Raw genomic sequence first — 13,300 nt, forward strand, 5'->3', positions numbered from 1 at the left:
GTTGGCCGACACCGGGGACGCCGAGGGCGCCACCCGCTGGACGGCGCCCTGCGACCTGCCGTCCACCGGCTACTGGTTCCCGCCGACGCTGTTCACCGGCGTCACCCAGGCGCACCGCATCGCCCGCCGGCCGGGTCCGCCGCTGGGTCGAGATCAACGGCACCCGCCACCAGATCGCCCGCTCCAGCCTCGTGATCGGCCGCAGCACCGAGGCCGACGTGCGGGTGGACGACCCCGGCGTCTCCCGGCGGCACTGCGAGATCCAGGCCGTCGAGCCGCCCGTGGTGCGCGACCTCGGATCCACCAACGGCATCGTGGTGGACGGGCAGCACACCAAACGCGCTACGCTCCGCGACGGTTCACGCATCGTCGTGGGCAGCACCACCATCATCTACCGGCAAGCCGAAGGGTAAAGCGGGGGGCAATGTCAGAGCTGACCCTGACGGTCATGAGGCTGGGCTTCCTGGCCGTCCTGTGGCTGTTCGTGATCGTGGCCGTCCAGGTGATCCGCAGTGACCTCTTCGGCACCCGCGTCACCCAGCGCCCGGTCGCACGCCGCCCCGAGCCGCAGCCGGCCCAGGGCCAGGCCCCGCCGCAGAGCCGCCGCGCGTCGCAGCCCCAACAGCGCGGGCGGCAGCGCCGTGGCGCCCCCACCAAGTTGGTGGTCACCGAGGGATCCCTCACCGGCACCACTGTCGCCCTCCAGGGGCAGACCATTACGCTCGGCCGGGCACACGACTCGACCATCGTGCTGGACGACGACTACGCGTCGGGCCGGCACGCCAGGATCTACCCCGACCGGGACGGCCAGTGGATCGTGGAGGACCTGGGTTCGACCAACGGCACCTACCTGGACCGTGGCCGGCTGACCACCCCGGTTCCCATCCCGCTCGGCGCGCCGATCCGCATCGGCAAGACGGTCATCGAGCTGCGGAAGTAGGCGGACACATGACGACCGGAGGGTGGGCGAGGCGCGTATGAGCCTGTCACTCAGATTCGCCGCCGGATCCCATGTCGGGATGATCCGCGACCACAACGAGGACTCGGGCTACGCCGGCCCCAGGCTGCTGGCCATCGCCGACGGCATGGGCGGCCAGGCCGCGGGCGAGGTCGCCAGCTCCGAGGTGATCTCCACCCTCGTCCAGCTCGACGACGACATTCCCGGCTCCGACATCCTGACCTCCCTCGACACCTCCGTGCAGCGGGCCAACGGCCAGCTCCGCGCCATGGTGAACGAGGACCCCAGGCTGGACGGGATGGGCACCACGCTCACCGCCCTGCTGTGGACGGGCCAACGGCTCGGCGTCGTGCACGTCGGCGACTCCCGCGCCTACCTCCTGCGGGACGGCGAGCTCACCCAGATCACCCAGGACCACACCTGGGTGCAGCGCCTGGTGGACGAGGGCCGGATCACCGAGGAGGAGGCCACCACCCACCCGCAGCGCTCGCTGCTGATGCGGGCCCTCGGCAGCGCCGACCACATCGAGGCCGACCTCTCCATCCGGGAGGTCAGGCCGGGCGACCGCTACATGGTCTGTTCCGACGGCCTGTCCGGGGTGGTCAGCGCCGAGACCCTGCGGGACACCCTCGACGCGTTCCACCCGCCGCAGGACACGGTCCGCGAGCTGATCGAGCTCGCGCTCCGCGGCGGCGGCCCGGACAACGTCACCTGCATCGTCGCCGACGTCCTCGACGTCGACGTCCAGGTCGGCGACACGCTCGCCCGCCAGCTCTACGACGCCCCGCAGATCGTCGGCGCCGTCGCCGAGGTGCAGGCCCAGCTGGCCGGCGAGACGCCGCACACCCCCGCGTCCAGGGCCGCCGAGCTCGGCCGTCCCCCGGCCCCGCCCACCGAGCCGGGACCGCCCACCGGCGCGTTCGGCGCGTTCACCGACGAGGAGTACCTCAAGCCGAGGCGCGGCCGGATCTGGAAGCGCTCCGCCCTGATCGTGCTGGCCCTCGCCGTGGTCGGCGGCGGCCTCTACACGGGCTACCGCTGGACCCAGACCCAGTACTACATCGCGGCCAACGGCGACCACGTCGCCCTCTACCGCGGCCTCAGCCAGCAGCTCGGGCCGCTGAGCCTGAGCAGCGTCGAGGAGGACTACCCGGACATCCGGCTCGAGTTGCTGCCGACCTACAAGCGCGACCAGGTCGAGGGCACCATCTCCGCCGACAGCCTGGGCGCCGCCGAGACCCGGATCACCGAGCTGGGCGACCAGGCCGAGGCCTGCCGGCTGCTCTCCGAGGAGCGCGCGGCCGAGGACGCCGCCAACGGCGGAACGGACGGCGGCGCGGGCAAGGGCGAGGAGGAGCCCGCCGAGGGTCCCGACGCCCCGAGCATGACCGAGGAGCAGCGCGAGCTCGCGCGGCAGTGCAGCGCGTAGCGGCCCACCGACGCCCCACCGACGCCCGGTCGATGACCGCCAAGCGACGACCAGAGACGACACACGATGAGCAGCACTAGCAACACCACAGTCTCCACCGCCGGCCCGCCGAGCCGGCGGAACACCGAGTTGGCCATGCTCGTGTTCGCCGTGCTCGTCCCGGTCCTGGCCTACGCCAACGTGGGCCTCGCCAAGGACGAGTCGCTCCCGGCCGGCATGCTCGGCTACGGGCTCGGGCTCGGGCTGATGGCGGGCGTCGCGCACCTGGTGGTGCGCCGCTGGGCGCCGTACGCCGACCCGCTGATGCTGCCGCTCGCCACCCTGCTCAACGGCCTCGGCCTGGTGCTGATCTGGCGCCTCGACCAGGAGCCGGAGATCACCAGGCCGGCGCTCGGCGGCCCGATGGCCGCCGACCAGCTGCTGTGGTCCGTCGTGGGCGTGGCGCTCTTCCTCGGCGTGCTGATCTTCCTCAAGGACCACCGGATCCTCCAGCGCTACACCTACATCTCGATGGTGGTCGCGCTGCTGCTGCTGATCTCCCCGATGATCCCGGGCCTCGGCGACGAGGTGAACGGCGCCCGGATCTGGATCCGGATCCCCGGCCTCGGCGGGCTCCAGCCAGCCGAGTTCGCCAAGATCGTGATGGTGGTGTTCTTCGCCGGCTACCTGATGGTCAAGCGGGACGCGCTGGCACTGGCCAGCCGCCGGGTGATGGGCATCTACCTGCCGCGCGGCCGCGACCTCGGCCCGATCCTGGCCGTCTGGGGGGTGAGCCTGATGATCCTGGTCTTCGAGACGGACCTCGGCACCTCGCTGCTGTTCTTCGGTGCCTTCGTGATCATGCTCTACGTGGCCACCGAGCGCACCAGCTGGATCATCTTCGGCGTGCTCCTCTCCGCCAGCGGCGCGGTCTTCGTGGCCTCCACCAACCAGCACGTCGGCGACCGCGTGGAGAACTGGCTCAACCCGCTGGCCCGCATCAACGACGGCGTCACCGAGACCGCGCAGGTGATGTACTCGTTCGGCTCCGGCGGCCTGTTCGGTTCCGGGCTCGGCCAGGGCTACTCCCGGCTGATCGGCGGCATCGCGGCCAAGAGCGACTACATCCTGGCCACCGTCGGCGAGGAGCTCGGCCTGGCCGGCATGATGGCGGTGATCCTGCTCTACGCGCTGCTGATCGAGCGCGGCATGCGCACCGCGCTGGCCGCCCGCGACCCGTTCGGCAAGCTGCTGGCGATGGGCCTCTCCGGCGCCTTCGCGCTCCAGGTGTTCGTGGTCGCCGGCGGCGTCACCGGCGTGATCCCGCTCACCGGCATGACGATGCCGTTCCTGGCCCAGGGCGGCTCGTCCGTCATCGCCAACTGGGCGCTTATCGCCGTCCTACTGAGGATCAGCGACACTGCCAGGAAGCCGGCACCGGCCCCGGCGCCCTCCCTCGACGCGGAACAGACTCAGGTGGTTCGAGCATGAACAAGCCCATGCGCCGGGTGGCGGTCTTCTGCGGCCTGCTCATCCTCGCCCTGCTGGTCCGGGTGAACTGGGTGCAGTTCGTCCAGGCCGACGAGCTCGCGAACCACGAGGACAACCGACGGGTGCGGATCGAGCAGTTCGCGCACCCCCGCGGCGACATCATCGTCGACGGCGAGCCGATCACCGGCTCCGTGGAGACGGAAGGCAGCGACTTCCGCTACGCCCGCACCTACACCGACGGCCCGATGTGGGCCCCGGTCACCGGCTTCGCCTCCCAGGCCTTCGGCAGCAACCTGCTGGAGAACGTGGAGGACGACGTGCTCTCCGGCACCGACGACCGGCTGTTCTTCAACAACACCATCGACATGTTCACCGGCGAGGACCAGCGCGGCGGCAACGTGGTCACCACGCTCAACGCCGCCGCCCAGGAGGCCGCCTACAACGGCCTGTTGGAGGCGGGCCAGGGCGACGACACGGCCAAGGGCGCCGTGGTCGCCATCGACCCGCGCACCGGCGCCATCCTCGCCGCGGCCTCCACCCCCTCCTACGACCCGTCGTCCTTCGCGGGCAACGGCGAATCCGACTCCGAGGCGTGGACCGCCCTCGACAAGGAGAACGACCCGGACGACCCGATGCTCAACCGGGCCCTCCGCGCCACCTACCCGCCAGGCTCCACCTTCAAGATCGTGACGGCGGCCGCCGCACTGGAGAACGGCCGGGTCGACGACATCGACGAGTCGTCCCAGACCGAGTACGACAACCCGTTCCAGCTGCCGGACAGCACCACCGAGATCTCCAGCCAGGCCGGGGCGGCCTGCGACGAACCGAGCATGCGCGAGGCCCTGGTGCTCTCCTGCAACAGCACCTTCCTCGGCCTCAGCCACGACGTGGGCAACGAGGAGATGATCAGCACCGCCGAGGACTTCGGGTTCAACGAGGAGCAGTTCCTCCCGGTCCGCGCCGAGGCCAGCGTCTACCCCGAGGACGACGACCCGGGCAACGCGATGGCCGGCATCGGCCAGGCCTCCAACCGGGCCACCCCGCTCCAGATGGCCATGGTGGCCGCCGCCGTCGCCAACAACGGCACGCTGATGGAGCCGTACATGGTGGACGAGCTGGTGGCCCCCAACCTCTCCACCATCGAGCGGCACGAGCCGCAGGAGCTGAGCCAGCCGCTCTCCCCGGAGAACGCGCAGCTGCTCCAGGAGGCCATGGAGTCCGTGGTCAGCGAGGGCTCGTCCCGGGACGCCGCGTCGATCGACGGCGTGCGGGTCGGCGGCAAGACCGGCACCGCGCAGAACGGCGAGGGCAACGCGAACAACCCGTTCGCCTGGTTCATCTCCTACGCCATCACCGACGACGGATCACCCGTCGCGGTGGCCGTGGTGGTCGAGGACGCGGGCGCCGAGCGCGACCAGATCTCCGGCTCCGACCTCGCCGCGCCCATCGCCGGCGACGTGATGCGGGCCGTGCTCGACGGCGAGAACTAGCGGGCCGGCGCCCTCCCGGCCCGCCCCGGCGGAGTTCCGGGGGGTGGCCGGGTGGCAACCGAATGGCCCCCGGCACACGTCCTACCCATGACCGACCGCTGGCGTTCGGTCGCGGCGCCCGGCGATACCGGTTGGATATCGTCCGAGCACCGCCGTCCGGCGGGCCGATCCCGGCGGGTACCGTAAGCCAGGGTCGACTTCCGGAGTCCAGCAGGAGCCAGGAGGCGCCCGGGACCGAACGGAGAGGGCAGGAAACATGGAAGAGCCGCGTCGCCTCGGCGGGCGGTACGAGCTGGGCCAGGTGCTGGGCCGTGGCGGCATGGCCGAGGTCTATCTCGCCCATGACACGCGTCTCGGCCGCACGGTGGCCGTCAAGACGCTCCGTGCCGACCTCGCCCGCGACCCCACGTTCCAGGCCCGCTTCCGCCGGGAGGCCCAGTCCGCGGCCTCGCTGAACCACCCGGCCATCGTCGCGGTCTACGACACCGGCGAGGACTACGTCGACGGCATCTCCATCCCCTACATCGTGATGGAGTACGTCGACGGCTCGACGCTGCGGGAGCTGCTGCACTCGGGTCGCAAGCTGCTGCCCGAGCGGTCGCTCGAGATGACGATCGGGGTCCTCCAGGCCCTGGAGTACTCGCACCGCAACGGCATCGTGCACCGGGACATCAAGCCGGCCAACGTCATGCTGAACCGCAGCGGCCAGGTCAAGGTGATGGACTTCGGCATCGCCCGCGCCATGGGCGACGCCGGCATGACCATGACGCAGACGTCCGCCGTCATCGGCACCGCCCAGTACCTCTCCCCCGAGCAGGCCAAGGGCGAGGCGGTCGACGCCCGCTCCGACCTCTACTCCACCGGCTGCCTGCTCTACGAGCTGCTGGCCGTGCGCCCGCCGTTCATCGGGGACTCCCCGGTGGCGGTGGCCTACCAGCATGTGCGCGAGGAACCGCAGCCGCCCAGCGTCTACGACCCGGAGATCAGCCCCGACACGGACGCCATCGTCCTGAAGGCGCTGGTCAAGGATCCGGACTACCGGTACCAGAGCGCCGACGAGATGCGTGCCGACATCGAGGCCATGCTCGACGGCCGGCCGGTGGCGGCCGCCGCGGCCATGGCGGCGGCGCCCTACGGCTACGACGACCGGCCGACCACCGCGCTGCGGGCCACCGATCCGGCGACCGCGATGATGTCGCCGGCCAACGACCCCGGGTACAACGGCTACAACAACGGCGGCTACGACGAGTACGGCGGTCGCGCCGACCGCCGCCAGCGCCGTCGCAACACCTCGACGATCCTGCTGGTGCTGGCCGGGATACTGGTGCTGATCGGCGCCATCTTCATCGGCCGGGCGCTGTTCCCCGGCGATTCGCCGCCCTCCCAGTCCCAGGTGCCCGACGTGGCGGGCCAGGAGGTGGAAGCGGCCACCAGGGAGCTGCAGAACGCCGGGCGCTTCCAGGCCGAGGAGGGCGAGAGCCGGCCCTGCCCGCAGGACGAGGGGCTGGTCTGCGAGACCGACCCGCCCGCCGGCACGGAGCTCGAGGAGGGCTCCACGGTCACGCTGATCATCTCCGAGGGCCCGGAGGCCGTCGAGGTGCCCGACGTGGTCGGCGACGACCTCGAGGACGCCCAGGCCGAGCTCGAGGAGGCCGGCTTCACGGTGGAGACCGAGGAGGAGGAGTCCACCGAGGAGGACCCGGGCACCGTCCTCGACCAGGATCCGAGCGGCGGCCAGGAGGCAGAGCCGGATTCCGTCGTCACGCTCACGGTGGCGGTGGAGCCGGAGGGCGTCGAGATGCCCGACGTGGTCGGCAGGAGCTTCGACGAGGCCAGCCAGATCCTGTCCGACCTCGGGCTGACCGCCACCCGGGTCGACCAGCCGGACGACAGCCGGCCGGAGAACCAGGTGATCCAGCAGGAGCCGAGCCGCGGCGAGCGGGTCCCGGAGAACGGCACGGTGCAGCTGATCGTGGCGGTGCCGTCCGCCACCGAGGAGCCCCCGCCGGTGCAGGTGCCCGACGTGACGAACCAGCCGCTGCCCCAGGCGAGGGCGACGCTGGAGGACGCGGGCTTCACCGTCCAGGTCGCGGGACCCGACACCGAGACGGCGACCGTGATCGCCTCCAACCCGGGCCCTGGCCAGCAGGTCGAGCAGGGGGCGACCATCACGCTCAACACCTTCGACATGGGCGCCGCCCTCGGCGGCAACAACGGCGGCGGTGACGGCGGCAACGGCAACGGCGGCGGGGGTGACGACGGCGGCGGCGGCTTCATCTCCGGCATGGGCTGAGCCCTCCGCACCGCGTCACCCCGGCGAGAGGCCCGCGGCGACCCACCCGAAAGGGTGGGTCGCCGCGGGCCTCGCTCGTTCCCGGACGGTTCCGGCCCGTCCGACGCCTCCCACGCCGGCGGCTAGCCGGCCTCGGCCTCCGGCAGGACCTCGGTGCCCGGGGTCGGCTCGGCCAGCCAGTCCGGGTCGTTCTGCCCGCTCCACCACTTCCAGGCGGCGAAGGCGCCGCCGGCCGCCAGGCCGAGCATCCCGATCCTGCGCACCACCCGGCCCGCCGCGTGGCAGCGCTGGCGGCGCCGCAGCGCCGAGCGCACGTCGCCGGGCGTGACCTCGCCGCGCAGCACGGCGAGCGCCGCCTGCGACCTGGCGGCGGCCTGGCGGCCGGCCGGCCCGGCCGAGGCCATGGCGCGCTCCATCCGGGGGGCCAGCTGGGTGGCGTAGCCGGACCGCGCCTGGTCGGCGACCCGGCGGGCGCGCGGCCCGACGTACGCGCCGGCCTGCTGGGCGTACTGGCTCGCGTTGCGCCTGGCGCCGGCCGCGTAGGGCGTCACCAGGTCGGTCGCGTGCCGGACGCCGGACTTCCCGTTGTGGCTCACGTTGTCTCCTCCTTGCTCAGCGAACGGTCTGTTGGCGATCCTCGTGGGCTTTTGTCCCCTCGTGCGAAAATCATTCCTGTTATGGCGCGATCCGGCACCCCAAACGGCCATCCGGGGGCACGGCGTGTCGACGAGGCATGGCAGGATCGGGCAACGTCACTGACGTAGACGGAAGGTAAATCGTGGCTGAGCAGCTCTACGCCACCCTGAAGACCAACCGCGGCACCATCGAGGTCCGGCTCTTCCCGAACCACGCGCCCAAGACGGTCAAGAACTTCGTCGAGCTCGCCGAGGGCAAGCGCGAGTGGGTCAACCCGCAGACCGGCGCGCCGTCCACCGACAAGCTCTACGACGGCACCGTCTTCCACCGGGTGATCAGCGGTTTCATGATCCAGGGCGGCGACCCGCTGGGCAACGGCACGGGCGGTCCCGGTTACAAGTTCGCGGACGAGTTCCACCCGGACCTCGCCTTCAACCGCCCCTACCTGCTGGCCATGGCCAACGCCGGCCCCGGCACCAACGGCTCGCAGTTCTTCATCACCGTGTCGGAGACCACCTGGCTGACCGGTAAGCACACCATCTTCGGTGAGGTCGCCGACGACGCCGGCAAGCAGGTGGTGGACGCGATCGTCAACACGGCCACCAACCCGCGCACCGACCGGCCCGTGGAGGACGTGGTGATCGAGTCGGTCACCATCGAGACCCGCCCGGCCTGAGCCGCCCTCCGAGCGGCTCCCCCGGGAACCTTTCCGGCCCCCTGTCCGTAGGATCAGGGGGCCGGTTCCGCGTCAGCGCCCCGGAGAGCGAGAGCCGGCAGGAGCGAAGGGACACCATGGCGCAGGCGTACGGACAGCCGTCGCAACCCACCGGCCTGCCGCGCTGCTACCGGCACGGCGAGCGGGAGACGGGCATCCGCTGCACCCGCTGCGAACGGCCGATCTGCCCCTCGTGCATGATCTCCGCCGCCGTCGGCTACCAGTGCCCCGACTGCGTGCACGGCGCCCAGGGCGCCGCCCGCGCGGCCCGGCCGCGCACGCTCGCCGGCGGCGCCGTGTCCACCGATCCCCGGCTGGTCACCAAGATCCTGCTCGGCATCAACCTGCTGGTCTTCGTGGCCGTGCTGGTCGGCGGCGACCGGCTGGTCGAGGACCTGGGGATGCTCGGCCACGCGATAGACCCGTCCACCTTCAGCTGGGTCGGCGCGGCCGACGGGCAGTGGTACCGGCTGCTCACGGCCGCGTTCCTGCACCAGCAGATCTGGCACATCGCGTTCAACATGATGGGCCTGTGGTTCCTCGGGCCGCCGCTCGAGGCGGCGCTCGGCCGCGTCCGCTTCGTGGCCCTCTACCTGATCTCGGCGCTGGCCGGCTCCGCCCTGTTCTATCTGCTGGCCCCGCAGAACCAGCTCTCGCTGGGCGCCTCAGGCGCGATTTTCGGCCTCTTCGGCGCCACCGCCGTGCTGGCCCGTCGGATGCGGTACGAACTGCGGCCCATCGCGGGCCTGCTCGCGGTCAACCTGCTGATCACGTTCCTGTGGTCCGGGATCGCCTGGGAGGCCCACATCGGCGGCCTGGTCGCCGGCTCGCTCGTCGCCCTCGGCCTGGTCTACGCCCCGCGCGCGCACCGCACCCTGGTCCAGGTGTCGACCTGCGTCCTGGTGCTGCTGGTGATCGCGGTGGCCTGCGCGGTCAGAACCGCCCAGCTGCTCTGATCGGCTCCCCGCCCCGGCCCCCGCAGCCGGTCGCATATCCCTGACGTTCCCGGCAGAGTTATCCACAGGCGGTCACGATTCACGCGCCGGCTGTGGACAACTCGCGTTTTCGCAGGCGAACGGGGGTGCGGAGGCCGTTCGGAAGCCGTACGAACGTTCCCCCGCCGGCCCGGTTATCCACAGATCTTGTGATGTTCGGTGGATAACCCGACCCGGCTGGGCCCGCCCGGTGGCCCGGGCGCTACTTCCACTGGGTGGAGACCACGAACCCCAGCGCGATGAAGCCGAAGCCGACCACGATGTTCCAGTTGCCCAGGGCCGCGATCGGCAGGTCGGCTCTGGTGATGTAGTACAGGACGATCCAGGCCAGACCAATCGCGAACATCGCCAGCATCAGCGGTGCGACCCACCTGCGCCCGCCCATGTCGATCTTGGTGGTCTGCCGCTTCTCAGGCGGCGTGTACGTGTCGTCCTTCTTCTTCCGGATGCGGGACTTCGGCACGAGTGGCTCTCCTGTCGATCGCGCTCGGCGACGCGTAACGGTGGGATCGTCCGTTAGCGTAGTGCGTCCAGGGCGGATTAAGGAGACCAGGGGGATGGTGAACGGCTTCCGCTTCCGGCCGGGGCGGCTGGGCACCCTCTCGGTCTTCGCCCTCGCCGGGCTCATATTCTGGCTCAGCTTCCAGGTCTCCCAAGGCAACAACATCCGTACCGACGACTCCCTGCTTCAGATGTCCGACCTCGTCAGGGAGCGCGCCCGCGAGAACGCCGGCCTGGAATCCACCGCCGTGGAACTGCGCGCCGAGGTCGAGGCGCTCGCCGGCCGGGACAGCTCGGTCGACCCCGCGGAGCGGCGCCGGCTCGACGAGCTCGGCCGCCAGGTCGGCCTCACCGAGCTGACCGGCCAGGGCCTGACCGTCACCCTCACCGACGCCCCGCCCGACGCCACCCCGCTGGTGCCGAACGTGCCCGACCCGTCCCCCAACGACCTCGTGATCCACCAGCAGGACCTCCAGGCCGTGGTCAACGCGCTGTGGGCCGGCGGCGCCGAGGGCGTCCAGGTGATGGACCAGCGGCTCGTCTCCACCAGCGCCGTCCGCTGCGTCGGCAACACCCTGATCCTCCAGGGCCGGCTCTACTCCCCGCCCTACACCGTCTCCGCGGTCGGCGACCGGGACGCGCTGCGGGCCGCGCTCGACGCGGCACCCGCCCTCCAGGACTACCAGCAGTACGTACGGGCCTACGGCCTCGGCTGGCGGGTCGCGGAGCACGGCTCGCTCACCCTGCCCGGCTTCGACGGCAGCGTGGCGCTGCACCACGCCGAGCCGTCGTCCTCCGAGGCCGCCCCCGCGACCGAATGACTCCGATCCCCTCCGCCCCTTCCGCCACCCGTCGTACCCTTGGGTCAGCAGCGGCGGACGAAGGGGAAAGCGAAGCCAATGTACGGGTGGATCTGGCGGCACCTGCCGGGCAACACCGCGGTGCGCGCGCTGATCTCGCTGGCGCTGGCGATGGCCGCGGTCTACCTGCTCTTCGAGTACGTCTTCCCGTGGGCCGAGCCGATCATGCCGTTCAACAACGGGGGGGCCGTCGAGTGAGCACCCGGGTGCTGGTCGTGGACAACTACGACAGTTTCGTCTACAACCTCGTGCAGTACCTGTACCAACTCGGCGCCGAGTGCGAGGTGTCACGCAACGACGCGGTCACCACCGCGGACGTCGCGGCCGGCGGCTTCGCCGGCGTGCTGCTCTCGCCAGGCCCCGGCACCCCCGAGGACGCCGGCGTGTGCGTGGAGATGGTCCGGCACTGCGCCGACACCCGCACCCCCGTCTTCGGCGTCTGCCTCGGCATGCAGGCCATGGCCGTGGCCTACGGCGGAGTGGTCGGCCGGGCCCCCGAACTGCTGCACGGCAAGACCTCGCCGGTCCGGCACGAGGGCGCCGGCGTGTTCGCCGGGCTGCCCTCGCCGATGACCGTCACCCGCTACCACTCGCTGGCCGTCGACGAGTCCACCGTGCCGGCCGGGTTCGAGGTCACCGCGACCACCGAAACCGGCGTCGTCATGGGCCTGCGCCACCGTGAAGTGCCGGTGGAGGGCGTCCAGTTCCACCCCGAGTCGGTGCTCACCGAGGGCGGCCACCGGATGCTGGCCAACTGGCTCGCGGTCTGCGGCGACGACGGCGCCGTCGAGCGGTCACACGGCCTGGCGCCCGTCGTGGGGTCGGCGGCGTGACCCAGCCGGGCTGGGGCCCGGACCAGGGCTCCGACGCCGTTCAGGACCCGGAGGAGACGATGGGCCTGCGGCGCCCGTCCGACCTCACCACGGCGCCTCCCCCGGCCGAGGGCCGCGCGGCCAGGCGCCGCGCGGCGGCGGCCGCGGCGGCCGCCGCCGGTTCCGACTCGGCCTCGGCCTCGGCCTCGTCGGCGGCGGAGCCGGCGCCCGGCGGGCGCGCGGCGCGCCGCAAGGCGGCACAGGGCCGCTCACGAGGCCGGGCCCCGGCCTCGGCGCCACCGCCGGCCTCCCCCGAGGTGTCCGGCGGGCGTGCGGCCCGCCGCAAGGCAGCCAAGGCCGCCACCAAGGCGGCCAAGCAGACCGGCACCGCGATCAGCAACGTGATCGGCGAGCTGTTCATCACCACCGGCGCCCTGTTGCTGCTCTTCGTGGCCTACCAGCTGTGGTGGACGAACGTGGAGGCCCGCGCGCACGCCAACGACCAGCGCGAGGAACTCGAACGCCAGTGGAACGACGATGAGAACCCCGAGGTCGACCCCCGCGAACCCGGCGCCTTCTCACCGGGCGAGGGCTTCGCGATCCTCTATCTGCCGACGCTCGACGTGCGGGTGCCGATCGCCGAGGGCGTCGCCGAGGACACCGTGCTCAACAACGGCATGGTGGGGCACTACACGGAGGAGGACGGCCTGCCGACGGCCATGCCGTGGGACGAGGAGGGCAACGTCGGCCTCGCCGGCCACCGCAACACCCACGGCGAACCATTCCGCTACATCAACCAGTTGGAGCCGGGCGACCCGATCGTCGTCGAGACCGGGGACGCGTACTACACCTACGAGATGACGAGCCGCCTGGACTCGACCTCCCCCTCCAACACGGCCGTCCTCGACCCCGTCCCCGACCAGGGCGGCTTCACCGACTCCGGCCGCTACATCACGCTGACCACCTGCACGCCGGAGTTCACCTCCACCTACCGCCTGATCGTCTGGGGCGAGATGACGCGGAGTACCACGGTCTCGGCCGGGACCTGGCCTTCGACGCCGGGGGCGGCTACGCGGGCGAGGGGCCGCTCGGCTACCTCTACAAGGCGGACGCGAACGGCGTGCGGTTCCGCCGCGCCCTC

General features: G+C 71.7%; 14 protein-coding genes. 12 read left to right on the forward strand and 2 right to left on the reverse strand.

Annotated features, from left to right (window positions below; genetic code table 11):
- The 6 genes from E1283_RS19140 to pknB form a co-directional block, all read left to right on the forward strand.
- Positions 1 to 413 (forward strand): FHA domain-containing protein (locus tag E1283_RS19140; RefSeq protein WP_132819307.1); only part of this gene is annotated, 413 nt, incomplete at its 5' end.
- 11 nt (positions 414 to 424) lie between these two features.
- Positions 425 to 940 (forward strand): FHA domain-containing protein FhaB/FipA, encoded by a 516-nt coding sequence (locus tag E1283_RS19145; RefSeq protein ID WP_132819308.1) that lies wholly within the window; start codon positions 425 to 427, stop codon positions 938 to 940.
- Positions 941 to 977: 37 nt separating this feature from the next.
- Positions 978 to 2,387 (forward strand): PP2C family protein-serine/threonine phosphatase, encoded by a 1,410-nt coding sequence (locus E1283_RS19150; protein ID WP_132819309.1) that lies wholly within the window; start codon positions 978 to 980, stop codon positions 2,385 to 2,387.
- Positions 2,388 to 2,453: 66 nt separating this feature from the next.
- Positions 2,454 to 3,857, forward strand: a complete 1,404-nt coding sequence (locus E1283_RS19155; RefSeq protein WP_132819310.1) for an FtsW/RodA/SpoVE family cell cycle protein — start codon at positions 2,454 to 2,456, stop codon at positions 3,855 to 3,857.
- Complete coding sequence (locus E1283_RS19160) at positions 3,854 to 5,347, forward strand: penicillin-binding transpeptidase domain-containing protein (RefSeq protein WP_132819311.1); 1,494 nt, start codon at positions 3,854 to 3,856, stop codon at positions 5,345 to 5,347. The genes E1283_RS19155 and E1283_RS19160 overlap by 4 nt, the downstream gene beginning before the upstream one ends.
- A gap of 256 nt (positions 5,348 to 5,603) precedes the next feature.
- Positions 5,604 to 7,640, forward strand: a complete 2,037-nt coding sequence (pknB, locus tag E1283_RS19165; RefSeq protein WP_132819312.1) for a Stk1 family PASTA domain-containing Ser/Thr kinase — start codon at positions 5,604 to 5,606, stop codon at positions 7,638 to 7,640.
- Positions 7,641 to 7,762: 122 nt separating this feature from the next.
- Here the strand turns inward: pknB and E1283_RS19170 are convergent, their stop codons facing one another.
- Positions 7,763 to 8,236 carry a DUF5324 family protein gene (locus E1283_RS19170; RefSeq protein ID WP_132819313.1) on the reverse strand — a complete coding sequence of 158 codons (474 nt, stop codon included), beginning with the start codon at positions 8,234 to 8,236 and terminating at the stop codon, positions 7,763 to 7,765.
- 182 nt (positions 8,237 to 8,418) lie between these two features.
- On the opposite strand from E1283_RS19170, the gene E1283_RS19175 reads away from it, so the two are divergent.
- Together E1283_RS19175 and E1283_RS19180 are read left to right on the forward strand one after the other, a co-directional pair.
- A complete protein-coding gene (locus E1283_RS19175) occupies positions 8,419 to 8,952 on the forward strand; it encodes a peptidylprolyl isomerase (protein ID WP_132819314.1) in 534 nt (177 codons plus the stop codon).
- A gap of 116 nt (positions 8,953 to 9,068) precedes the next feature.
- The gene (locus tag E1283_RS19180; RefSeq protein WP_132819315.1) at positions 9,069 to 9,947 is read left to right on the forward strand and encodes a rhomboid family intramembrane serine protease; all 879 of its coding nucleotides are present in this window, start codon (positions 9,069 to 9,071) and stop codon (positions 9,945 to 9,947) included.
- Positions 9,948 to 10,188: 241 nt separating this feature from the next.
- Here E1283_RS19180 and crgA read toward each other — a convergent pair whose 3' ends face one another.
- Complete coding sequence (crgA, locus tag E1283_RS19185; RefSeq protein ID WP_132819316.1) at positions 10,189 to 10,449, reverse strand: cell division protein CrgA; 261 nt, start codon at positions 10,447 to 10,449, stop codon at positions 10,189 to 10,191.
- A gap of 94 nt (positions 10,450 to 10,543) precedes the next feature.
- On the opposite strand from crgA, the gene E1283_RS19190 reads away from it, so the two are divergent.
- The 4 genes from E1283_RS19190 to E1283_RS19200 form a co-directional block, all read left to right on the forward strand.
- Positions 10,544 to 11,308 carry a DUF881 domain-containing protein gene (locus E1283_RS19190; protein ID WP_132819317.1) on the forward strand — a complete coding sequence of 255 codons (765 nt, stop codon included), beginning with the start codon at positions 10,544 to 10,546 and terminating at the stop codon, positions 11,306 to 11,308.
- A 78-nt stretch (positions 11,309 to 11,386) separates the two neighbouring features.
- Complete coding sequence (locus E1283_RS37395; protein ID WP_165956176.1) at positions 11,387 to 11,545, forward strand: hypothetical protein; 159 nt, start codon at positions 11,387 to 11,389, stop codon at positions 11,543 to 11,545.
- Positions 11,542 to 12,180, forward strand: a complete 639-nt coding sequence (locus E1283_RS19195) for an aminodeoxychorismate/anthranilate synthase component II (RefSeq protein ID WP_132819318.1) — start codon at positions 11,542 to 11,544, stop codon at positions 12,178 to 12,180. Before E1283_RS37395 ends, E1283_RS19195 begins: the two co-directional genes overlap by 4 nt.
- Positions 12,177 to 13,300 (forward strand): class E sortase (locus E1283_RS19200; protein ID WP_243744946.1); only part of this gene is annotated, 1,124 nt, incomplete at its 3' end. The genes E1283_RS19195 and E1283_RS19200, both read left to right, overlap by 4 nt.

Source organism: Streptomyces hainanensis (assembly GCF_004348415.1).
Lineage (GTDB): Bacteria > Actinomycetota > Actinomycetes > Streptomycetales > Streptomycetaceae > Streptomyces > Streptomyces hainanensis.

What these genes read in the sequence shown, in the direction of transcription:
- E1283_RS19190 (WP_132819317.1), top strand. Translation starts at nt 10,544, where the DNA reads ATGGTGAACGGCTTCCGCTTCCGGCCGGGGCGGCTGGGCACCCTCTCG.
- E1283_RS19160 (WP_132819311.1), top strand. Translation starts at nt 3,854, where the DNA reads ATGAACAAGCCCATGCGCCGGGTGGCGGTCTTCTGCGGCCTGCTCATC.
- pknB (WP_132819312.1), top strand. Translation starts at nt 5,604, where the DNA reads ATGGAAGAGCCGCGTCGCCTCGGCGGGCGGTACGAGCTGGGCCAGGTG.
- E1283_RS19145 (WP_132819308.1), top strand. Translation starts at nt 425, where the DNA reads ATGTCAGAGCTGACCCTGACGGTCATGAGGCTGGGCTTCCTGGCCGTC.
- E1283_RS37395 (WP_165956176.1), top strand. Translation starts at nt 11,387, where the DNA reads ATGTACGGGTGGATCTGGCGGCACCTGCCGGGCAACACCGCGGTGCGC.
- E1283_RS19155 (WP_132819310.1), top strand. Translation starts at nt 2,454, where the DNA reads ATGAGCAGCACTAGCAACACCACAGTCTCCACCGCCGGCCCGCCGAGC.
- E1283_RS19180 (WP_132819315.1), top strand. Translation starts at nt 9,069, where the DNA reads ATGGCGCAGGCGTACGGACAGCCGTCGCAACCCACCGGCCTGCCGCGC.
- E1283_RS19150 (WP_132819309.1), top strand. Translation starts at nt 978, where the DNA reads ATGAGCCTGTCACTCAGATTCGCCGCCGGATCCCATGTCGGGATGATC.